Source organism: Intestinicryptomonas porci (genome assembly GCF_033971905.1).
GTDB lineage: Bacteria > Verrucomicrobiota > Verrucomicrobiia > Opitutales > Intestinicryptomonadaceae > Intestinicryptomonas > Intestinicryptomonas porci.
Genome location: NZ_JALBUT010000002.1, coordinates 23,869 through 44,970, shown reverse-complemented (window position 1 = coordinate 44,970; position 21,102 = coordinate 23,869). Strand labels below are relative to the sequence as shown.

The following is a 21,102-nucleotide window of genomic DNA, read 5'->3' as shown; positions in this document are numbered from 1 at the left end:
ATATATTTAAGGACAAAATTTATCATGAGCAAAGAAATTGAAGAATCTTGCGAGTTTATGCTCGATTTCACAAAACTAAAAAAAATCGCGAGCTGCCCAGAAGATGTTATTCCCGCAGTGGCGCAAGACGCAGATAGCGGCGAAGTTCTCATCATAGGCTACGTAAACCGCCTCGCGCTCGAAACCGCCCTCAAAGAAAAAATGGCTACGTTTTGGAGCACTTCGCGTAACGAACTTTGGATTAAGGGAAAAACCAGCGGCGATTTTCTGGAAATAGTAAACATACTCGTGAATTGCGAACAAAATTCAATCGTTTACCAAGTCCGCCTGAAAGGCAAGGGTTCCTGCCACACAAAGAATGCCGACGGAACTCCGCGAAAGGGCTGCTACTACCGCAAACTCGTCCAAAAAGACGGCAAACTCGCCTTGGAATTTCTGCCAAGCTACAAATAATTTTTGAATTGCAATTTGATTTGAACAGAATTAAATTGTAATTCACAAAAAAATTAAAAATACACTTCTTATGAAATTTAAAATCAACAAGGAACACTTTTCCATTGGGTTGAAGCAGGTTTCGAACGTAGTCAGCTCAAAGCCGCAAATGCCCGTTTTAAACAACGTCTTGATAAAAGCCGAAAAAGGCAAAGTGCTTTTGACAACCACAAACCTCGACTTGGGCATACGTTGCTCCATAACGGCGGACGTCGAAGAGGAAGGCGACATTACACTTCCCGTAAAGCGTCTTGAAAAAATCGTTGCAAGCACGCCCGAAAAGGAAATCACAATCGAAAGCTCCGACGGACAAACCGCGCGCATACGCTCAGGCAGATACGAAGCCCCGCGTTTCAACGGCTTAAAAAGTGAAGATTTCCCGCCGCTTCCAAGCTTTGTTGACCAGCATACGTTTGAGTTCAGCGCATTGGAGCTTTCCTCCATGCTCCGCTCGGTTTCCTACGCGCAAAGCAACGACGAAAACCGCTACATATTGAATTCTGTATATTTCAACTTTGACGCGGGCAAACTCACGCTTGTGGCAACCGACGGACGCCGCCTCGCGCTCATCTCGCGCGACGTTCCGATGTCAGACGGCGACGAAGGCAGCATAATCCTTCCCGCAAAAACTGTTGCAGAACTCGAAAAGCTCCTGCCGCAAGGCAAGTCGGTCAGAATTTCCTTTAACGAACGCCAAGTAGCTTTCGACATAGCCATTGCCGACGATTCCGAAAGCAAGGGACTTGCGGGTTCAATCTACCTCGTTTCAAAAATCGTTGAAGGCAGCTATCCGAACTACAAACAGGTAATCCCGAAGGAAACCGATCGCCGCATAAAAATCGAACGCGAGCTTATGTCGGAAACTGTCCAGCGCGTTTCAATTATCACAAACGAAAAGCAAAATTCGGTAAAATTGAAGATTGGCGAAAACGCGCTTGAAATTTCGGCTCAAAGCGTTGAGTTCGGCGAATCGCGCGAAGTAATCGACGTTGAATATTCGGGCCCCGAAGTGCAAATAGGATTTAATCCCGAATTTTTGCTAAGCCCTCTTCGCAACCTCACCAAAGACGAAATATTCTTTGAATTCAAAGATGAAATGAGCCCGGGCGTTTTCAAAACTCTCGACAATTTCATATGCGTTGTGATGCCGCTTCGCGTGTAAGCAATTTAAGAAACAAAAAGCACCCGAAAAGGGTGCTTTTTTTGCGCAATCTGACTGCTTTGGGATAAGCCAAAACATTCCCCAAATAATTTGGCGCACAAAGAATGCACGCTACCTAAAATCTATCAATACAGAAGAATGGGGTTTTAACAAAACGCTTTTCAAAAGATTGCCCGTCCAAACTTCGCGAAATTCCGACGCGCCTATTCCCAAGCTTTCCGAAGTCCGCGCAAGCTCAATATCTTCCATAACGGCATCCGTTCTGTTAAATAGCGCAATGTAGCCGCCGACTCCGACGCGCTTTTCAGCCGAAATCGCAAGAACGCCGCCTTCGTTTTTCAATATGCGCACATTCTTCGAGTTTTTATGAAGATTTAATGCACGCCTGTTTATTAGAAGAGAAATCGTAAATTCATCGCAACTTGGCAAGTCTCCGCCGAACATAAGGGGGCTTTTACATATCAGCATTAAATTCATGAGCGTTAACTGTTCGTCCCTCGTTAACCTTGAAGACCTGTCCTTACCAACCTCGGCGCGAATGCCTATCCTGCCGAGCGGAAGCATGTCGCAATCGGGATAACCGCCGCTTGAAATATGACAAACCCGGCGCGAAGCGGCATCCATAAGGCGGTTTACATGTCCCCAGTCGTCCCATAAATCGGGAACAATGCGCCACATGTTCGCATTTGCCTTTACATGTTCTGCGCAATTTGTCGGAGTTTCCCCGGGAGAAACGCTTAAAACGATTTTTCGCCCGCACCTGTCAATAGCATGCCTTATCATTTCAATTTCTTCTGCATGATACGGATTTGCCAGATCGTCGATTTTCAAAAAATCCACGCCCCAAGAAGCATAAAGCGAAATAACGGAATCGTAATACTCCTGCGCTCCCGCCTTTTTAAAATCAATCGTCTTATTATCTTTAAGCCACCAGCAAACAGTTTTGTCGGAAGCGATTTTATCGGCGGTAATTCCGCCTGCGCCTTTTATGGGCGTTTTGTTTTGAACGGCGGCGTTGGGAACGCCCCTCATAACGTGTATGCCGAACTTTAAGCCTTTGGAATGGACATAATCAGCAAGAGGCTTAAAGCCCCTGCCGTTTTTCGCGCTCGGAAATCGGTTTTCGGCAGGCATATATCTGCCACACCCGTCAAGAACAAACTCGGGATCTTTTTGGTTATATCCGCCCGACGACGGATTTTTCACATACCACCTTATGTCAACCACGACATATTCCCAGCCAAAAATTTTCAGATTCTTTGCCATAAAGTCGGCATTTGCCCTGACTTCGCTTTCAACAACGGTAGGTCCGTAGCAATCCCAGCTGTTCCAGCCCATCGGCGGCGTTTTCGCCCAATCCTTGAAATCCGCAAAGGCAGTTGAAAACAAAAATACCCCAAGCAATACATTCCATATCCTCATAAAATAATTTTATGAGCGAAGGTTGGTAAAAGAAAGCTTTTTTTGCCTTTTGAAAAACAAAAATTTGTGCTTTCAAAAACAAATACTGCATAAAGACGCCAAAAAAAAGGACGCCGATTGGCGTCCTTTTTGGCTTGCGAAAATTTGAATTTCGCAATTAAAGAATTATTTTGTGGCTTCGTCCAAGATATCGCCCAAAGAGGTGAGATCTTGATCCTTACGGATTTTGTCGAATGCCGCAACTTCTTCAGCGAGCTTTTCAGCATCGTACTGTGCGGCCTTGATTGAAAGACCGATGCGGCGTTCGTCGCGGTCAATCTTTACAACGCGAGCTTTTACAGTGTCGCCGACTTTCAAGACATCCTTGATTTTTTCAACATGGTCTTCGGAAATCTGGCTGATGTGGACCAAGCCGTCGATGTCGTTTTGAAGTTCAACGAACGCACCGTAGTTGGTAATCTTGGAAACCTTGCCTTCAACGAGATCGCCAATCTTGAAGATTGAATCGATTTCTTCCCACGGGTCAACGGAGAGCTGCTTCATGCCCAAGGAAATGCGCTGATTTTCGGGATCTACAACCAAAACGATTGCGTCAACCAAGTCGCCCTTCTTGAGAACTTCGGACGGATGGTTGATTTTGCGTGTCCAGCTCATATCCGAAACGTGAACCATACCGTCGATGCCTTCTTCAAGCTCGACAAACGCGCCGTAAGTAGTGAGGTTGCGAACCTTGCCGGAAACGTGCGCGCCGACAGGATAGTTGTGGACAGCCATTTCCCACGGATTTTCTTCGAGCTGACGCAAGCCGAGGGAGATTTTCTGTTCTTCCTTTGAAATGTTCAAGACAACGGCTTCAACTTCGTCGCCGACCTTCAATACTTCAGACGGCTTCGAGATGCGCTTTGTCCAAGAGAATTCCGTAATGTGAACCAAGCCTTCCACGCCTTCTTCGAGTTCGATGAACGCGCCGTAGTTTACCAAGTTTACAACCTTGCCGGTTACATGCGCGCCGATGGGGTACTTGCGTTCGATGCCGTCCCACGGATTTTGCATTGTCTGCTTCAAACCCAAAGAAACGCGTTCGCGTTCGGAATCGACTTCGATAATCATTACGTCGATTTCTTCGCCAACCTTCAACATTTCCGACGGATGGGAAATTCTGCCCCAGCTCATGTCGGTTATGTGCAGCAAGCCGTCGAGACCGTCGAGATCGACGAATGCGCCGTAATCTGTAATGTTCTTGACAACACCCTTGCGAATATCGCCCGCCTTGATGTTGGAAAGGAGATTGCGGCGTTTTTCCGCGCGCTGTTCTTCAATGAGTTCGCGGCGGGAAACAACGATATTCTTGCGTTCCAAATTGATTTTAACAACCTTGAAGTCGTATGTCTGACCGACATACTGGTCGAGATTTTTCGGCGGCTGGATGTCGATTTGCGAAGCGGGCAAGAAGGAGTCAACGCCGATTGAAACGATGAGACCGCCCTTTACTTTGCCCTTTACGCGGCCTGCCAAAATTGCGCCTTCGGAGCAGGTTGCGAGGATATTTTCCCAATTCTTCTTCTGCTGCGCCTTGTCGTAAGAGATAACAGGGTTGCCTTCTCTGTCTTCGAGCTTTTCCAGCAAAACTTCAATTTCTTCGCCGATTTGAAGGTCGTTTATGTCTGCGAATTCGTTAACAGGCACTACGCCTTCACTCTTGCCGCCAATGTCAACAACGACTTCGTTCTGGCGGATTTCGATAATTTTGCCCTTGATGATAGAGCCTTGTTTTAGGTCTGCGAAGCTGCTGTTTGCAAGCAACTCTTCCATTATGTTACTCATTTTTTTCCTTAAAAACGTCTTTGGGGCAACGTGCCTTGCGGACGGGTTGAGGTTTATTTTTTAATTGAATGCCGCGGCAACCGCGCCGCAACATTTTTATCTTCGCTTAATTGCGATAAAGATAAAGGTTTGAATATTCCCACAGGATTTTGCGCATTGCAAGAAAAAACTTCCCCAATCAATATATTTTCCGCGATAGACTTTTTAACTATTTTGAGCTTAAAAAAGACTCTTTTTTGGCGATTGTAAACATAAAACAAAGATTTCCCGATTATGACAAAAAAACAAGAAAGGTATTTATGACATTTGTAAAATACTTAAAAACCGCAATAATCTCGCTTTCAATCGCCCTCGGCGTTGCCTCATTGGATGCGAAAGAAACATACACTTCAGATGTATCCGCGCTTCCGCAAGAGGCAATATCGTTTTTAAACAACAACTTTAAAGGCGTAAACATAACGAAAATCAAAATTGAAACAGGCTGGTTCAAAAAGACGACCTACGATGTCGATTTGGGAAACGGCGTTGAAATCGAATTCGACAAAAACGGCAACTGGAAGGAAATCGACAGCAAAGTCGCCAACTTGCCGCTTTCCCTGCTTCCCAAACAACTCGCAGAAGCCGTCAATAAAAAAGTTCCCGACGCAAAAATCGAAAGCATTGAGCGCAAAGGATACGGCTACAAAATCGAGCTTGAAAACGATGTCGAACTTTTGGTTTATGATGATTTGAGAGTGATAAAATCGCAAAAAGATTAAAAACAAAAAAGATTGATTTACAAAAAAAAGCATCGCAAAAACGATGCTTTTTTATTGTCCCGTTCAAAGACTTATTTTTTCCAGTCCATTCCAATGTCAATCCAAACAGACTGGTGGACAAGTGCGCCCGAAGATATGAAATCAACGCCCGTTTGCCCGACTTCTTTAATAGTATCGAGAGTAATCCCGCCGGAAGCTTCCGTCCAAGCCCTGTCGCCTACAATTTTTACGCCCTCTTTCAGTTCCTCCAAAGAGAAATTGTCAAACATCACCACGTCTGCCCCTGCTTCTAAAACGGGGGCTATCTGCGAAATGGAATCGACTTCGACTTCAACCGCATAGCCTTCGTTCATGGCTTTTGCCCTGCGGACGGCGGCGGCAAGATGTGCGCCCGAAACGGCGTCGGAAGAAGCCAAGTGGTTGTCCTTTAACATTACTCTGTCGAAAAGCCCCGTGCGGTGGGTGTACGCTCCGCCGCATGCAACCGCGTATTTTTCGAGCGTTCTGAAACACGGGGTGGTTTTGCGGGTGTCGAGAATTTTTGACGAACTTTCGCCGAGAGCTTCAACGTACTTTGAAGTCAAAGTGGCGACTCCCGAAAGATGCTGCAAGAAATTCAGCATTACCCTCTCAGCCCTAATCATCGTCCGCGCGGGGCCCGAAATTTCCGCGACAGCCTCTCCCTTTTTTACTTTTTCGCCGTCGCAAGCAAGAAGCTTTACGGAACAGCCCCCCTCTCCGTCAAATTTTGAATACACGTCCAGTATTATTTTTATCAGCGGCAATCCGCAAAGAGTCATATCCTTTCTGGCGGCAAGGACTGCGGAGCCTCCGACATTCGGAGTGAGAGTGTCGGTAGTCAAATCGCGCTTGTCTTTCGGCGCGGTTTTAAGCCCTGCGCCGCAAATGTCTTCGGCTCTAGCAAGGCGGACGATTTCAGCCAAATAATTTTCGTCAAGCTCCGCCCATGAGAGGCGGCGCACAAGGTGGTCGATAAATTTTCGGTTTTTCATAACTAATCTTTTATGTAAAATTCTTCACGGCACGCCATCTGCAAATTAAACGTAAGCGGACGCCCTTCTATTCCTGCGCTTTCGCATTTCCAAACTCCGCCCGCGCCTTCTATCAAGGAAAGCCCTGCGGCGATGTCCCAAAGGTTTATGCCGCGTTCATCGTAGCAGTCTGCCCTGCCCGATGCAACCCAAGAGCATGCTATCGCCGCGCTTCCGCACATTCTGACTTTTTTAAATGCCTGCATTCTCTTTACGAAAAGACGCATATTTTCATCAGAATAATCCGTGATGCTCGGGAAACCCGTCATAACGACAGCCTGCTCCATTGTCTTTGCCCATTTTGGCTCGACTTTCACTCCGTTTAAGAACAGCCCGAACTCCCTTCCGCCGCTGAAAAGCTCATTGCGCGTGAAATCGTAAACCGCCCCCACGACAGGCTGCATTCCGCACATAAGCCCGATGCTTACGCACACGCTCGGAATGCCGCGCAAAAAGTTGAAAGTGCCGTCAATCGGGTCAACCACCCAATAAGGCTCCGTTCGGGAAATCAAAGTTGCGTCTCCGCCTTTTTCTTCGCCAACAACTTCAATGCCCGTATCCTTTAAAATGCCGCGGATGAAAATCTCGCTTTCGACGTCCTCTTGAAGCTTTACGTCGTTTGCGGCGTCGCTGTTCACGCGCCTTTCGACAATTTTCGACAGACGTACGCCCGCCTTCAACGCGGCGTCTTCCGCGAATTTCAACATTTTAAAATTATCCATAATGTTTTGAAATAATGAATTTGGCGTCAGGAAATGGCAAGTATTTTAATCGCAGGGGAAAAATGCTTGTTTTTGCCAAAAGAAATCCGATAATTTTTAAAATATAGCTTTCATTTTTAACCCGCCAACACACAAAGACAAGATGCAGCAAAAACAAAACACGTCCGCAGGCGCGCAAACGAAATACCCGTATATAAACAGGGAACTAAGCTGGCTTGCATTCAACAGGAGAGTTCTGAACCTATGCTCAAATCCGAACTTTCCGCTGCTCGAAAGGCTGAGGTTTTTGTCGATAGCAAGCTCGAACCTCGACGAGTTTTTTGAAATACGCGTAGCGGGGCTTATCCAGCAGATAGAATCGGGCGTCATGACGGCGGATTTCGACGGGCTGGGTCCGAGAGAGCTTTTGCGCAGAATACACATCCAGACGCAAACGATGTCCGCCGACAAATACAGGATTTTTTACGATGAAATCCAGCCGCTTCTGCAAAAGGAAAAGATATTCATTCTGTCGATGTCGAAATGCTCGCGTCAGGAGAAGATGTGGCTTGAAAAATATTTCGACGCAAACGTGTATCCCGCGCTAACCCCGATGGCGGTTGACCCCGCGCATCCTTTCCCGTTTTTGAAAAACAAGGGAACTTACGTCATGCTTACCGTTGCAAACGCGCAGATAAAACGCGCCCCCGCGGAAATTGCCATAGTGCACACCCCCCAGATTTTATCGAGAGTGGTCAGAATTCCCACAGAAGATGAAAACGAATACCGCCTCGTGTTTTTAAGCGACCTTGTAAAACACTTTTCGGAAAAGCTCTTCCCGGGATATAAAATCAGAAACCGCGCCCTTTTCAGGCTTACGCGCAATTCAGACCTCTATATCGACGAGGAAGAAACCGAAAATCTTTTAAAGACAATCGAAAACGAATTGCACAGGCAAAAGAAAGGCGCGGCGGTAAGGCTCGAAGTCGAAGACTCAATTTCAGAAAACAACTTGAAGCTTCTCCTCGGCGCGCTCGACTTGGAAATAGACGACGTATATAAAATTTCAAAGACGCCCATAAACATGATAAGGCTCGCTTCCGCCTACGATTTGATAAGCAGGCCCGACTTGAAATTCCCGTCCTACAAGCCCGCACTGCCGCCCGAATTTAAAGACCCGAACGCGATATTCGACGCCTTGAAAGAGGGCGACAGGCTCCTGCATCACCCATACGAAAGCTTCCGCCCCGTCGAAGAATTCATAGCGCGCGCCGCAAACGACGAAAACGTCTTCGCGATAAAGCTTACCCTCTACCGCACAAACAGCGATTCGCGCATTTTAAATTCGCTTAAAGACGCGGCAATGAAAGGCAAGCAGGTAACAGTGCTCGTGGAGCTTAAAGCGCGCGGGGACGAAGAAAAAAACATAAGGTGGGCAAGGGAGCTCGAAGAGATGGGCGTGCACGTCGTGTACGGCATAGTGGGGCTGAAAACACACTGCAAAATCTGCCTTATCGTACGCAAGGAAAATGACGGAATGCGCCTTTACGCGCATATCGGAACGGGCAACTACAACTCGAAAACCGCAAAGGCATACACCGACTTGTCGTATTTTACCGCCGACAAATCCTTGTGCGAAGAAGTCGCGCAAGTTTTCAACACTCTGACGGGCAAAGTCGCAAACCCGCAATTTAAAAAACTGATTGTCGCGCCCTTCAACTTCCATTCAAAATTTTTGGAGCTTGTAAAAAACGAAATCAAAAACGCAAAAGACTGCAAGCCCGCAAGAATTATCGCAAAGACGAATGCGCTGATAGAGCAAAGCGCAATCGACGCCCTCTACGAAGCCTCGCAGGCGGGAGTCAAAATAGACCTCATCGTGCGCGGAATTTGCGGGCTTGTTCCACAGGTTAAGGGGCTTAGCGAAAACATAACGGTAAAGAGCATCGTCGGCATTTACCTTGAACACAGCCGAATTTACTATTTTGAAAACGGCGGAAACCCGCTCCTTTTTGCGGGGTCGGGAGACCTAATGCCGCGCAATATGTTTAGAAGAATCGAGTGCATATTTCCGATAGAAAATCCCGCCATAAAAGGACGCGTAATTGAAGAAATTTTGGGAAGCCTCTTGAAAGACAACATGTATTCGGACTACCTGCACCAAAACGGAGCTTACTACAAGGACGCAAAAATGAAATCCGCCCCTCAATTTTCGGCGCAGGAATTTTTCATGCAAAAAGAAAAGCCGAACATTTAAGTTCGGCTTGTCAAAAAAAAATCCTCGCAAAATCTTATTTTTCGTCAGGTTCAACCCATCGCCCTGAAGCCTTTATGAGGTTAATCAAATGCTCGATTGCCTCTTCCTGAGGGATGTTGATTTCAACGCACTGCTTGTTTTTGTATAGATTGATTTTCCCGGGCGCGCCTCCGACATAGCCAAAGTCGGCGTCGCTCATTTCGCCGGGGCCGTTCACGATACAGCCCATTATACCGATTGTGAGACCTTTAAGGTGCGATGTCCTCGCCTTGATTTTCGCGGCGGTTTCCTGAATGTCGTAAAGGGTTCTGCCGCAACTCGGGCAGGCGATGTACTCCGCCTTGCTTTTTCTTGCGCGCGCCCCCTGCAATATGGCAAGGGCAAGCTCGGCGTTGCGCTTCGGCGATTTTGAAATTTCCAAAGATGCTATGTCGCCAATCCCGTCGGTAAAAAGCGAGCCCAAATAAATGGACGCCTCCGTAAGTTTTGAAGATTCGTCGGCATTGGGCATCAAGCTTTTTGAATCGTCGAATTTAAGCATGACGGGGCAATCCAAATGCAATTTTTTTGCTTTCGCTACAAGCATTCTCGCTTCTCCCACCGAATGCCTTCCGCCTGTCGGAGCAGAGGGAACAAGCACCACAGAGCCTCTCGGCGCATTTCTTATGATACCCGAAAAATCTATGAGTTTGTCGGCTTCAATTTCCGCCGCAACGACCTTGGCATGCTTTAACGCGTCTTCCAAGTCGCAAGGCTCTTGGCACTTCGCAAAGTAAAAATCGCCACACTTATTCGAGCCGTCGAAAGAAAATTCCGCATGCTCATCTTCTCCGCCAAACACCGCGACTGACGGCACGCTGTCAGAGCCGACTTTAATGCCGTTAATTTCGACTTCATCGCACTTGCGACGGGTGTAGGAATAAAAATCCAAGTCTTCGTCAATCTGGGCGACAGCCTTTTGCGCGCGAACCTTGTCGATCAGGCGCGCAAACTCTATCGCGACGGGAACTTCCTCAACGGGATCTTCCGTAAGCGAAACTCTTATGGTATCGCCAATGCCGTCGAACAAAAGCCCGCCAATTCCGATTGCGCTTTTTATGCGGGCGTCCTCGCCGAATCCCGCCTCAGTCACCCCAAGATGCAGGGGATTTGCAAAGCCCTCCTCTTTCATCATCTTGACGGCGAGGCGGTAAGTTTCCGTCATTATACGCGTATTGCTCGCCTTGAAGGAGAATACGAAGTCGTTAAAATCCATGTCCCTGCAAATGCGCGCAAATTCAAAGGCGGCTTCAACCATTCCCAAAGAAGTGTCGCCATAGCGGCTTATTATGCGGTCGGACAGGGAGCCGTGGTTTGTGCCGATGCGCATTGCTCTGCCAAGCTCCTTACACCTTTTGACAAGGGGCGAGAACTTGTCGCGAACTTTTTCAAGCTCTTCGGCGTACTGCGAGTCCGTATATTCCACATGCCCCGAAAGCTTTTTGTCGCTGAAATTGCCCGGGTTTACGCGGATTTTCTCGACATGCTCAACTGCTTCCATTGCGGTTGCGGGAAGAAAATGTATGTCCGCAACAAGTGGATTTTGAAAACCCGCCGCCTTAAATTCCTTTGATATGAATTTGAGGGCTTTTGCCGCCTCCAAATTTTGCGCGGTCAGCCTTATTATTTCGCAGCCCGCCTCGGCAAGCTGAATGCATTGTTTTACGGAAGAGGCGACATCAATGGTTTTGGTGTTCGTCATCGACTGTATGCGTATGGGATTGCCGCCGCCGATGCCGACGCCGCCTACCATAACCTCGCGCGTCTGAAACCTGACGCAGTTAAATCTGGATGTGCAATAATTTTCCATAATTTTGTTATTCTTTGAAATTTACATCGTTTACATAATATGCGCGGTATAGGCTTTCCAACGCTTCTTCGGAATTGTCGCCGCTCCAGCGCATTATGTCAAAGTAGAAAACATAAAACATTAAAAAAACGAATATAAGCATGAATATGCCCTGCAAGCCCGCCACTATCCCTTCGGGGATTTTTCTGCGCATAAGCTTTGCTATGGTTGCAAACAGCATATGCCCGCCGTCCAAAACGGGAATGGGAAGAAGGTTTAATATCGCCAGATTTATGTTTACCAAAACTGCGAATGAAAGCACAAGCATCATGTCTATAAGCGAAAACTTGTACATGACCCTGCCTATGCCCACGGGACCTGAAAGATGCTTTAAGCCTATGTCACTCGAAGGGCTTGCAAGGCTCTTTAACGCGCCCCAAGTGCGCACAATGTTTTCCTTGAACTGCTCGGCGATGTTCGGATGCAAAACCGCGCGCTCCTCTTTTATCTCGTAGCCCATAAGCATTTTGTAGCCCGCAGGTTCGATTTCTGAAGAAATTACGGGAGGCAGGGTTATTTCGCGCATGTTCGAACCGTCTGGGTTTGAAAGAAGCATTTTTGAATAGACGTTTGAAGATGCGCTTATGCGCTCGCGCAAAACCGACAAGTTTTGAATTTCCGCGCCGTTAAACTGCAAGAGGATGTCGCCTGGCTTTGCGTTTTCCAAAAAATCAAGGTTTCTGTTCACCCAAAAAACCGCGATGGAGCCGCTTGCGTAAACGTCCAAATTTTTCGACTTGTCAGAAGAAAGCGACAAAAAGTCAACCGCCTTTTTCCCGCCTGAGGCAAACAAACTGCATAGCGGTTTTGTGACAAAAACTTTCTTGGGCGCGATTTTCAAATTTTTAATTTCACCGCCTCTTGAAACTTCAACAGGCACTTCCTTTTCCGACTTCCTTAAAAGCGCGCCTACATGGCTGTTCGAGTAAACTTTTACGCCCGCAACCTTGCTTACGACGTCTCCCGCCAGAATGCCCGCTTTTTCCGCAGGAGAACCTTTCATAACTGCCGCAACTTTCATTGAAGTTACAGGGTAAATGCCAATCATTCGTATTTCATCGCCCGTTTTTGAATTGGTCTTTACAAGGACGGGGTTTACTTTGACGCTGAACACCTCTGAGCCGCGCTCTATTTTAAGATTAACCTCAGGTTTGCCGTCTTCCGACCTGCCCGTGCCCATTGCGACAAGTTCGGCTATGTTTGAAAAATTTTCGGGCTTTACGGAATCGACTTCCAAAATTTTGTCACCCTCGCGAATGCCCGCCAAATAGGCGGGGCTTTTCAAAGTCTCGTTGTCGGAAACAATTTCTTCGGGGACAAAGCCGACTTGAGTCGAATTTAAAGATACGGAAGCGGGAATGCCGACAATCCAAATAATTGCAGCCAGGACCAGCGCAAACAGCAAATTGAAAAATGCGCCCGCCGCAGAAACTGCCATTTTGTCGAAATAAGAAATTTCAGGAAGAGTTCTTGCAAGCCGCTCTTCTTCGCTCATTCCGTCCGCGCCTTTTTCGCCGCCGCCTTCAAGCCTGCCCATGTCGGCAAGCTGCGGAAGCGCGACATACCCGCCGAACGGCAAAAGGGATATTCGGTATTCGCAGCCGTCCTTTCCCTTCCAAGCGCAAATTTTGGGCCCGAAACCTATCGAAAATTTCAAAACTTTCAAGCCCCTCCATTTCGCCGCAAGAAAATGCCCGAGTTCATGCACAAAAATAGAACCGCCGAAAAACACAACCATTACGGCGATGCCGAACGCGCTTTCAAAAATCGAGGAAAAATCAGGCATTGCAACGCCTTCCAAGCTCTCTTGCTATTTCTTCCGACTTCACCCTCGCTAATGCGTCGCGCTCCAAAAGCTCTTCAATGGAATTTACGTCTTTTGAGTCTATCTTTTCAAGCGCGGAACCGACAACCTTGGGAATATCAAGCCATGAAATCTTCCCCTTTATGAAGTTTGCGACCGCGACTTCGTTTGAAGCGTTGAATATGGCGGTTGCCGTACCGCCCGTTTTCAGAGCGTCAAAGGCATGCTTTAAGCACGGGAAGCGCGTTGTGTCGGGCGGCGCAAAGTCGAGGCTTAGGCATTTGGTAAAATCCACGGACGGCAAAATCGGATTTCCCCTTTCCGGCACAAGCAGGCTGTGCTCTATGGGGAATGTCATTGAAGGCGGCGCAAGATGCGCCAATATCGACCCGTCCTTAAAGCGAACCATCGAATGGACTATGCTCTGGCGGTGCACGACAACTTCAATCTGCTCGGGGCTTACGTCAAACAGCCACTTTGCCTCAATCACTTCAAGCCCCTTGTTTGCGAGGGTGGAAGAGTCTATCGTAACCTTTACGCCCATATTCCAGTTGGGGTGTTTCATCGCGTCTTCTGGGCGAATTTTTTGCATTTGCTCAAAAGTATAGTCGCGGAACATTCCGCCGGACGCCGTTATTATGAGGTTTGCGATATCCTCTTTTCTCTCGCCCTGAATGCACTGGAAAACAGCATTGTGCTCGCTGTCAAGAGGCAGCATTTTCACGCCCATGCGCTTCGCTTCCGCCATCATGAATTTGCCCGACATAACCAAGATTTCCTTGTTTGCAAGGGCAATGTCTTTCTTGCATTTTATGGCGGAAAGAGTGGGGATTAAGGCGTCCGTTCCAACGACTGCCGCAACAAGAGTGTCAAAGCCGTCCATCGTTGAAATTTCTTTAAGACCCTCCGCACCCCTGTAAAGAGTTGCGCCGTCAAACGCGTCTTTACCTTCGTCAAACGCGGCTTCGTCGGAAATGGCAACGTGCTTTACGTTGAATTCCCTTGCAATGTCCGCAAGCTTTTTCCAATTTCTGTTTGCGGCTATGCCCACAAGCTCAAGCCTGTCGGGATTTGCGCGGAGCACTTTCAAAGTGCTGTCGCCAATCGAGCCTGTTGCACCCAATAAAACTATTTTTCTCTTCATACCAAAAAAATCAAAAAAACTGCCCTGCGGAAATTATAATAAGATAAATGCCATTACGGGCGTGGTTAAAATCAAAGAGTCCGCCAAGTCGAGCGCGCCCCCTATGCCCGGAAGCGTGGAGCCCGAATCTTTCACCCCGGCCTTGCGCTTCAATGCCGACTCCACAAGGTCGGAAAGAAGCGCGACAAATGCAATAAAGGCGCACAACGCGCCGATAATCCAAACAGGAGTTCCATTAAAACTCTCCTTTAACAAATAATGCGCCATCGCCATACCGCCCGCGCATGACAAAAATACACTGCCCATCAACCCCTCGTAAGATTTTTTTGGCGATATTGAAGGAGCGATTTTATTGGTGCCGAACCGACTTCCGAACAGATAGCCGCCAATGTCGGAAAGCTTTATGACAAGTATCGCCCAAACAGCTATTTTTACGTCAAAGAACGCGATTTTAACAAAACAGCTCAACATATAGCCTAACGCCATGACTGTCAAAAATTCAGGAACAAGCGTTTTTATCGGATAGTCGTCGTAAGGAGATTTTAACGCCGCAACCGCAAAGAAGCCAAATAAAATTGCAGGAGACAGCACGCAAAACAAAGACATGTTTAAAATGGCAGGCAAATGGGAATTTAATCCCGACTCCTGCAAAATTTTTTCGATAAATATTATGGCAATCAAAGAGCCGACAACCCAAAAGCGCGGAGCAAGCCCGCACTTCTTTTCGATTTGGCACGCCTCGTAAGAGGCGAGAAACGCCAATGCCAAAATCAAAGCGGAAAAACCGAATGCCTTGCCGAAATAAATCGAGCAAGACAAAATTAAAAGAAGAAATATTGAACTTAGCGTGCGTTTAATCATTTGTTTTTAATTGTTCTGTTGTGAAACCGTAGCGGCGTTCGCGCTTTGCGTATTCGCATAAAGCCTTTTCAAGCTGACTTGCGTTGAAATCGGGCCAATATACATTTGTAAAATAAAGCTCCGAATATGCCGACTGCAACAAAAGATAGTTGCTAAGACGCATTTCGCCCGAAGTCCTTATAATCAAATCGGGGTCGGGCATTTTGGCGGTATCCAAATTTTCGGCAATATCCTTCCAGCAAACCTTACCTTTTTTTTCGATTTTGTTGACGGCTCTTACGAGTTCGTCGCGCGAGCCGTAATTCAAGGCAAGCACCAAATTCGATTTTGTGAAGTTTTCCGTCTGCTTTTTCAGCGAATTTAAGGCGTCTTGGCAATCTTTCGGAAGGGCTGATATGTCGCCTATTGTCAAAAACCTGACTTCTTTTTCAATGAAAAGCTTGCCGTATTTTTTTAAAGACGCCAAAAGAAGCTTCATGAGCGCCTTGACTTCAAGCTTGGGTCTGTTCCAGTTTTCGGAAGAAAAAGCGTAAAGAGTGAGATACTCAATGCCGCTTTTTACCGACTCTTCAACAACTTCCAAAACTCTCTTTGCCCCCTCTTTATGCCCCGAAACCCTCGACAGACCTCTTTCTTTTGCCCATCTGCCGTTTCCGTCCATAATAATCGCCACATGCCTCGGAATTGAGCCACACCTTGCAATTTTTTTGGGAGTTTCTGTTTTTCTTCTTATCATAAAATATAAAACGACCTTTAAATTAACATCATGTTTAAGATTTTTGCAAATAATTTTTACCGCAAAGAAAATGGTTGATTTCAGGGCTTAAAATCAAAATTATAAAGATTATGAAAAAATTTGCATGCGCCTTGATTGCGGCACTCGCGCTTTTTGAAGCTTATCCGAAAGTGTCTTTCTTTGCCGACCCCGCCCAATACGGCATAACACCGATAGATTCAGACGACCCTTTTTACGTCAACCCCGTCGCCATTACGGGACTTTCCGAAAAACCGCTTACGCAGCTTTTGGGAATAGACGTTGAACACTGCACAAGCTTAAACGTGGAATACGCCTCCAATATGGTGTCCGACGGAATGAGGACTTCAAACAACACGTTCGCGTTGTCGCTGTTAGACAGGGGCGAGCTGTTTGGCGGAGACGGCTACACGGAGCTTGACGCATATTTGCCGACCGATTCGCAATTTGCAAGAATGTACCGATTTTTGGGCGGATGGAAGTACAATCTCACAAAAGACCTTCACGTCGATCTTGGCGGAACTTTGGTTTACGCGTCAAAGAGAATTTCGGGAGCGGGAATTACGGGGGCGGGAACGCACTTTACCGGGGACATTTACGCGGGGCTTATTTTTGAGTCGCTTTTAAACCCATTCGCCTACTACTGCTACAACTTCGACTACGACTCAAACAAGATAACAATAGGCGTAAATCCGAAATTCAACCTCTCGAACATAACAAACATCGAAAATCTCTCGCTTGAAATAGAAGCTTACTGCGGATATGTGAAAGCCAACCGCTGGACTGCCGACGACAGGATTGACGGCGCACTTCCGCACAACAATTATTTTTATGTACAGACTGAAGCGCAGCTCGTTTATGTTCTGGCAAGCCGCTGGCGTTTTACGATTGGCGGAGGCTATGCCCATAACGACGGTGCGCGCGACATAAAAAACCTTTCAAACAGCCCGAACAACCTGCTTTGGATAAACACTTCTATCGGCTTCATATTCTAAAAGACAATGAAAAACACACTTCGCTTTATTTTGGCAATTTCAACTGCGTTTTTTGCATGCGCCTGCTCGTCGCCATCGCTTGAAAACAACGCGCGCAAAGACTGGTCATTCTTTGACGACGCAAGCGGAGACACTCTCGGCTACGACCGCAACTCAAACGTAAAAATCTCCTATGTGCGCACCCGTTACATAAGCGACATGGAAACGCGCTCAATCGGCGAAGCCCTCACGGGAGACGAATACACGCACGGCTACCTTACCCTGCGCTCCGACCCCGACTCGCGCGAAGGAATGTATTTTTTCATCATGACGGAACTCGGAGTTTCAAAAATTTCGGACGGCACCATGATAGAAGTCTATGTCGATTCAAACCAAACGCCGAAGGTCCGCGAATTTAAATTCGTCGTTCCAGAAACGCATTCGCTTCTAAGAGAAATAAAAATCGGCATTACGGGAAATGACTGGAAAGGCAAAAACGAAAAGCCGAACGCCTATAAAATCGCCATAAAAACGCCTGCTGGGAAGACCATCGCAGAATACAAATCCTGGCTTTGGAGCTTGGGTGAAAAATGAATTTTTCGGTACCCTTTGAAATAGAGAACTCCCCGTTTTTCCTGCCGTCCGATTTCAAGGAAACGCTCGACGGCGGGCAGTCTTTCAGGTGGAGGGAAGTCGGCGAAAACGCATTTGAGGGAGTTTTTGAAGACATCGCGGCAAGGCTTCTCTTAAACGGACGCGGCAAAGTTTGCGCCCAAGTCCCCGAAGGGTTCGACCAAGAAAAATGCGCAAAAAAAATAGCGGATTTTTTGGACGCCGAGCGAGACTATGCAAAAATCACAAAAAACCACAAGGACGAGAGGGTCGTGAAAGCCGCCAAGAGATTTCCGACCCTTCGCATTCTGCGCCAGACGCCGCAGGAAGCGATAATCTGCTTCATCTGCTCTTCAAGCAAGCGCATAGTCCAAATAAAACAATGCGTAAGCCTGCTTTCCGAAAAACTGGGAGACGAAATCGCCCCGAATTTCCACGCCCTGCCAAACTTTGAAAAAATCGCCGACGCGCCCATTGAAATTTTAAGAGACTGCAAGCTGGGCTTCCGCGCGGACTACTTAAAGCGCACTGCTCAAAAAATAGTTTCAGACAAATTCAACCCCGAAAGCCTGCGCGAAATGCCATACCAAGAAGCAAAGAAATACCTTCTCTCCCTTTCGGGAGTGGGGGAAAAAGTTGCGGACTGCATTCTGCTTTTCGGGGCGGCAAAATTCGAGGCATTCCCCGTTGACACATGGATTTCCAAAAGCATGGCGGCTCTATACGACTTGAAAACACCCAAGGACGCGCGCGCATTCGCCTCAAAACAGTTTGGCGCAAACGCGGGCTACATACAGCAGCTTTTGTTTGCCGACATACGGTCTAATCCTTAAAATGCTTGGGATACCTCGCTTTAAGTTCCTTTTTTATGCCAAGCCACGAAGTCTTCCAAAACTCTTCCAAATTTTGAGTGATTTGGACGGGTCTGCCGTTCGGCGCAAGAATTTCAAAAGTGGCAGGCATTTTTCCGTCTAAAATTTTTATTTTTCGCCCGTCAAAATCGTAAAGCTCGGAAAATTTCGCGGATACAACCGCCCTTTTCAAAGGCAGCTCGTAGCGGATTTTTACAGGCTTTCTGCGAAGCGGCAAATTTGCAAATTCGGGCGCAAGATAGTCGAGCATTGCCGCTTGTTCGAAAGACAGCCAGTCTTTCAAAAACGGAAGGACATCGGCGTTTCGAATTTCCGAATAGGAATTTTTTGCAAGGCACATCTGCTCAAAAATCATACGCTTTGCCTCTTCGTCTATCTTTGCAATTCCGCTTTCGGGGCATAGTTCCGACACGAAATTAACCCTGTCTATAAAATTTTCCTCAGCCTCCGACCAGTTTTTCAAAACGAGCTTCCCCTCCAAAATCATGTCGCAGAAAATCTTTGCGCAAACATCGGGCGAACTCGGCGCGCCGCTTGATTTTTCCAAAACCATGTCCCTGAACTTCACGAGTTTTAGCGCGGCAACCCTCTTTGAATTTTCGTCGAAAGAAACGCTTTCCACCTCTGAAAAATCGTTCGGGAAAAGCTCTGCAATCCATTCTTTTTTTAGCGGTACAATGCCTGACGCCATAATGGAAACGCGCCCGCCTACATTTTGCTCGGCAAGTTCCAAAGCCGCAAATATTTTAGAAGCGTACTTTTTCGACGAACGCCTTACCTCGCCTCTACGCCCCCCCGAAATGGCGCAAGCCAAAGTGCCCTCGTTTAAGCGCGCGCACACCCTGTCCGAAAACGCGCTTAAAACGGATTTCGCAAGCTCCACATTCAAGTCTCCCGAAGCCAGGCTTTTTTCCTCGCCTTTCAGCAAGTTGAAAAAGTCCCGCGACACTTCAAAAACCCTGCGGGCGTTCGCCGCGTGAATTCCGTAAGTTTTGCAAAAAGTTTCGTCGAAGTTTCTGCTCCGCGCAAGACGACAGATTTCGGAAATCTCGCCAAGCTCCGACGCGCATTCGCCAAGCATTTCGTAAAGCTCAAATTCGCTCCGTTCATTAACAGCGTCCATTTTAACGCGCCCGACATCCATAACCGCGGCAAACATTGCGGCGTCTTTCAAAACGCCCCTGCTGGCCGCTTCAATCAGCATTCTCCCGTAGCGAACCTCTGTCGGCAAGCGCGAAATTTTGACGCCAAGAGGCGTTGCATTAAAAAATTCATCGACTGCGCCAAGCTCCTTTAAAATTTCAAGAGCAGCAGCCATCTTTTCTTCGCTTGGAGCGTCCAAAAGAGGCAGAGCCGAAATTTCCAAACCCGCGACTTTAAGCCATAGCAAAATCTGGCTCAAATCAAGGCGGAGAATTTCAGGCAAAAGATACGGGGAGAAATCGGACTCTTCGTTTTTTCGCCAAAGCCTGACCGCGATGCCCGCAGAAGTTCTGCCCGCCCTTCCCGCGCGCTGAACCGCGCTCGCGTGAGAAATTCTTTCCACATACAAAGTGTTGACACCTCTTGAAAAGTCGTACCTCGCGACTCTTGCAAAACCCGAATCTATCACGAATTTAACGCCGTCTATCGTAAGCGAAGTTTCGGCTATGTTGGTTGCGACAACAACCTTGCGCCTTTCCGATTTTGCCACAGCCCTGTCCTGCATGGCTCCGCTCAAAGAGCCGTGCAGAGGCAAAACTTCCATTCCGCGCGACGACGGCATTTTTAAAATTGCGGAAATTGTGCGCGAAATTTCATAAGAGCCGGGCATAAATATCAAAAAATCTCCCGACGGATTTTCCCTTGCGAGCCTTTCAAATTCAAGCGCCGCCCTGTCCCATATTTTTTCGGTCTGCCCCCTGAGCGGCGCATACTCGATGTCAACGGGATATAACCTGCTTTCGCATTCAAGGCTGACCGCGCCGCCGCCAAGAAATTTCAAAATTTCATCTGCATCAAACGAAGCCGAACACACAAAAACCGCCAAGTCTTTCCGCCTTGACAAAACCGACTTTAAGACAAGGGCAAAAGAAATGTCGCTAAACAAATTGCGCTCGTGGAACTCGTCGAAAACAACCGCGCCCACACCCTTCAAATCAGGGTCGGACAAAACCATTCTGGCAAGCACGCCTTCAGTCACGAAAACGATTTTGGTTTCGGGCGAATAATTTTTTTCCATCCTGATGTGCCAGCCTGCAAACCCGCCCGCAGAAGAACCTGCGGATTTTGCGACATACTTTGCAAGAAGCCTCGCCGCAACCCTGCGCGGCTGCAAAACCAAAATCCTGCCTTCTATTTTTTCGGCAAGCATCATAGGCAGGCGAGTGGATTTGCCCGACCCCGTCGGGGCGCGAACGACAAATTTTCTTGCGCCGCCTTCAAGAGCGCAAAAGAGTTTGTCTTTAATTTTTTCTATTGGCAAATCCATAACTTGCAAAACAAAGAGCGCGAAAAACGCGCCCCCGAAAAATCGAATTTAAAAT

Annotated in this window: 17 protein-coding genes; 7 read left to right on the top strand and 10 right to left on the bottom strand. The window is 47.5% G+C overall.

The genetic code is table 11. The annotated features are described in order from the left end of the window. Positions 1 to 24: 24 nt before the first annotated feature. Together MOX91_RS02000 and dnaN are read left to right on the top strand one after the other, a co-directional pair. Positions 25 to 453: a phosphoribosyl-AMP cyclohydrolase gene (locus MOX91_RS02000; RefSeq protein WP_370396404.1), complete on the top strand. Its 429-nt coding sequence runs from the start codon at positions 25 to 27 to the stop codon at positions 451 to 453. A gap of 70 nt (positions 454 to 523) precedes the next feature. After that, a complete protein-coding gene (gene dnaN / locus MOX91_RS01995; RefSeq protein ID WP_370396403.1) occupies positions 524 to 1,654 on the top strand; it encodes a DNA polymerase III subunit beta in 1,131 nt (376 codons plus the stop codon). A gap of 111 nt (positions 1,655 to 1,765) precedes the next feature. On the opposite strand, the gene MOX91_RS01990 is transcribed toward dnaN, so the two are convergent. Both MOX91_RS01990 and rpsA read right to left on the bottom strand, forming a co-directional pair. Further along, on the bottom strand, positions 1,766 to 3,076 hold the full coding sequence (locus tag MOX91_RS01990) for a glycoside hydrolase family 27 protein (RefSeq protein WP_370396402.1): 1,311 nt from the start codon (positions 3,074 to 3,076) through the stop codon (positions 1,766 to 1,768). Between the two features lie 165 nt (positions 3,077 to 3,241). Next, positions 3,242 to 4,900 (bottom strand): 30S ribosomal protein S1, encoded by a 1,659-nt coding sequence (gene rpsA / locus MOX91_RS01985; protein ID WP_370396401.1) that lies wholly within the window; start codon positions 4,898 to 4,900, stop codon positions 3,242 to 3,244. Between the two features lie 299 nt (positions 4,901 to 5,199). Here rpsA and MOX91_RS01980 point away from each other — a divergent pair, with 299 nt between their 5' ends. After that, complete coding sequence (locus MOX91_RS01980; protein WP_370396400.1) at positions 5,200 to 5,658, top strand: PepSY-like domain-containing protein; 459 nt, start codon at positions 5,200 to 5,202, stop codon at positions 5,656 to 5,658. A 71-nt stretch (positions 5,659 to 5,729) separates the two neighbouring features. Here MOX91_RS01980 and nadC read toward each other — a convergent pair whose 3' ends face one another. Further along, the gene (nadC, locus tag MOX91_RS01975) at positions 5,730 to 6,671 is read right to left on the bottom strand and encodes a carboxylating nicotinate-nucleotide diphosphorylase (RefSeq protein ID WP_370396399.1); all 942 of its coding nucleotides are present in this window, start codon (positions 6,669 to 6,671) and stop codon (positions 5,730 to 5,732) included. A 2-nt stretch (positions 6,672 to 6,673) separates the two neighbouring features. Then, positions 6,674 to 7,432 carry an inositol monophosphatase family protein gene (locus tag MOX91_RS01970; protein ID WP_370396398.1) on the bottom strand — a complete coding sequence of 253 codons (759 nt, stop codon included), beginning with the start codon at positions 7,430 to 7,432 and terminating at the stop codon, positions 6,674 to 6,676. Positions 7,433 to 7,574: 142 nt separating this feature from the next. Between MOX91_RS01970 and ppk1 the strand changes: the two genes are divergently transcribed. Further along, the gene (gene ppk1 / locus MOX91_RS01965) at positions 7,575 to 9,668 is read left to right on the top strand and encodes a polyphosphate kinase 1 (RefSeq protein ID WP_370396397.1); all 2,094 of its coding nucleotides are present in this window, start codon (positions 7,575 to 7,577) and stop codon (positions 9,666 to 9,668) included. Positions 9,669 to 9,702: 34 nt separating this feature from the next. On the opposite strand, the gene ispG is transcribed toward ppk1, so the two are convergent. From ispG to uppS, 5 genes are read right to left on the bottom strand one after another with little or no spacing between them, the layout of a single operon-like run. Continuing rightward, on the bottom strand, positions 9,703 to 11,517 hold the full coding sequence (ispG, locus tag MOX91_RS01960; protein ID WP_370396396.1) for a (E)-4-hydroxy-3-methylbut-2-enyl-diphosphate synthase: 1,815 nt from the start codon (positions 11,515 to 11,517) through the stop codon (positions 9,703 to 9,705). Between the two features lie 7 nt (positions 11,518 to 11,524). After that, complete coding sequence (rseP, locus tag MOX91_RS01955; RefSeq protein ID WP_370396395.1) at positions 11,525 to 13,342, bottom strand: RIP metalloprotease RseP; 1,818 nt, start codon at positions 13,340 to 13,342, stop codon at positions 11,525 to 11,527. Then, complete coding sequence (dxr, locus tag MOX91_RS01950) at positions 13,335 to 14,504, bottom strand: 1-deoxy-D-xylulose-5-phosphate reductoisomerase (RefSeq protein WP_370396394.1); 1,170 nt, start codon at positions 14,502 to 14,504, stop codon at positions 13,335 to 13,337. Before dxr ends, rseP begins: the two co-directional genes overlap by 8 nt. 33 nt (positions 14,505 to 14,537) lie before the next feature. Then, on the bottom strand, positions 14,538 to 15,365 hold the full coding sequence (locus MOX91_RS01945; protein ID WP_370396393.1) for a phosphatidate cytidylyltransferase: 828 nt from the start codon (positions 15,363 to 15,365) through the stop codon (positions 14,538 to 14,540). Continuing rightward, positions 15,358 to 16,101 carry a polyprenyl diphosphate synthase gene (uppS, locus tag MOX91_RS01940; RefSeq protein WP_370396392.1) on the bottom strand — a complete coding sequence of 248 codons (744 nt, stop codon included), beginning with the start codon at positions 16,099 to 16,101 and terminating at the stop codon, positions 15,358 to 15,360. Before uppS ends, MOX91_RS01945 begins: the two co-directional genes overlap by 8 nt. Before the next feature lie 110 nt (positions 16,102 to 16,211). On the opposite strand from uppS, the gene MOX91_RS01935 reads away from it, so the two are divergent. The 3 genes from MOX91_RS01935 to MOX91_RS01925 are packed head-to-tail and all read left to right on the top strand — an operon-like array spanning position 16,212 to position 18,538. Further along, positions 16,212 to 17,114: a hypothetical protein gene (locus tag MOX91_RS01935; protein WP_370396391.1), complete on the top strand. Its 903-nt coding sequence runs from the start codon at positions 16,212 to 16,214 to the stop codon at positions 17,112 to 17,114. Positions 17,115 to 17,120: 6 nt separating this feature from the next. Next, entirely contained in the window at positions 17,121 to 17,687 is a 567-nt protein-coding gene (locus tag MOX91_RS01930; RefSeq protein WP_370396390.1) for a hypothetical protein, read from the top strand. After that, the gene (locus tag MOX91_RS01925; RefSeq protein WP_370396389.1) at positions 17,684 to 18,538 is read left to right on the top strand and encodes a DNA-3-methyladenine glycosylase family protein; all 855 of its coding nucleotides are present in this window, start codon (positions 17,684 to 17,686) and stop codon (positions 18,536 to 18,538) included. The genes MOX91_RS01930 and MOX91_RS01925 overlap by 4 nt, the downstream gene beginning before the upstream one ends. On the opposite strand, the gene MOX91_RS01920 is transcribed toward MOX91_RS01925, so the two are convergent. After that, positions 18,528 to 21,047, bottom strand: a complete 2,520-nt coding sequence (locus tag MOX91_RS01920; RefSeq protein WP_370396388.1) for an ATP-dependent helicase C-terminal domain-containing protein — start codon at positions 21,045 to 21,047, stop codon at positions 18,528 to 18,530. The genes MOX91_RS01925 and MOX91_RS01920 overlap by 11 nt on opposite strands. Positions 21,048 to 21,102: the final 55 nt, after the last annotated feature.

What these genes read in the sequence shown, in the direction of transcription:
- MOX91_RS02000 (WP_370396404.1), top strand. Translation starts at nt 25, where the DNA reads ATGAGCAAAGAAATTGAAGAATCTTGCGAGTTTATGCTCGATTTCACA.
- dnaN (WP_370396403.1), top strand. Translation starts at nt 524, where the DNA reads ATGAAATTTAAAATCAACAAGGAACACTTTTCCATTGGGTTGAAGCAG.
- MOX91_RS01990 (WP_370396402.1), bottom strand. Translation starts at nt 3,076, where the DNA reads ATGAGGATATGGAATGTATTGCTTGGGGTATTTTTGTTTTCAACTGCC.
- rpsA (WP_370396401.1), bottom strand. Translation starts at nt 4,900, where the DNA reads ATGAGTAACATAATGGAAGAGTTGCTTGCAAACAGCAGCTTCGCAGAC.
- MOX91_RS01980 (WP_370396400.1), top strand. Translation starts at nt 5,200, where the DNA reads ATGACATTTGTAAAATACTTAAAAACCGCAATAATCTCGCTTTCAATC.
- nadC (WP_370396399.1), bottom strand. Translation starts at nt 6,671, where the DNA reads ATGAAAAACCGAAAATTTATCGACCACCTTGTGCGCCGCCTCTCATGG.
- MOX91_RS01970 (WP_370396398.1), bottom strand. Translation starts at nt 7,432, where the DNA reads ATGGATAATTTTAAAATGTTGAAATTCGCGGAAGACGCCGCGTTGAAG.
- ppk1 (WP_370396397.1), top strand. Translation starts at nt 7,575, where the DNA reads ATGCAGCAAAAACAAAACACGTCCGCAGGCGCGCAAACGAAATACCCG.
- ispG (WP_370396396.1), bottom strand. Translation starts at nt 11,517, where the DNA reads ATGGAAAATTATTGCACATCCAGATTTAACTGCGTCAGGTTTCAGACG.
- rseP (WP_370396395.1), bottom strand. Translation starts at nt 13,342, where the DNA reads ATGCCTGATTTTTCCTCGATTTTTGAAAGCGCGTTCGGCATCGCCGTA.
- dxr (WP_370396394.1), bottom strand. Translation starts at nt 14,504, where the DNA reads ATGAAGAGAAAAATAGTTTTATTGGGTGCAACAGGCTCGATTGGCGAC.
- MOX91_RS01945 (WP_370396393.1), bottom strand. Translation starts at nt 15,365, where the DNA reads ATGATTAAACGCACGCTAAGTTCAATATTTCTTCTTTTAATTTTGTCT.
- uppS (WP_370396392.1), bottom strand. Translation starts at nt 16,101, where the DNA reads ATGATAAGAAGAAAAACAGAAACTCCCAAAAAAATTGCAAGGTGTGGC.
- MOX91_RS01935 (WP_370396391.1), top strand. Translation starts at nt 16,212, where the DNA reads ATGAAAAAATTTGCATGCGCCTTGATTGCGGCACTCGCGCTTTTTGAA.
- MOX91_RS01930 (WP_370396390.1), top strand. Translation starts at nt 17,121, where the DNA reads ATGAAAAACACACTTCGCTTTATTTTGGCAATTTCAACTGCGTTTTTT.
- MOX91_RS01925 (WP_370396389.1), top strand. Translation starts at nt 17,684, where the DNA reads ATGAATTTTTCGGTACCCTTTGAAATAGAGAACTCCCCGTTTTTCCTG.
- MOX91_RS01920 (WP_370396388.1), bottom strand. Translation starts at nt 21,047, where the DNA reads ATGGATTTGCCAATAGAAAAAATTAAAGACAAACTCTTTTGCGCTCTT.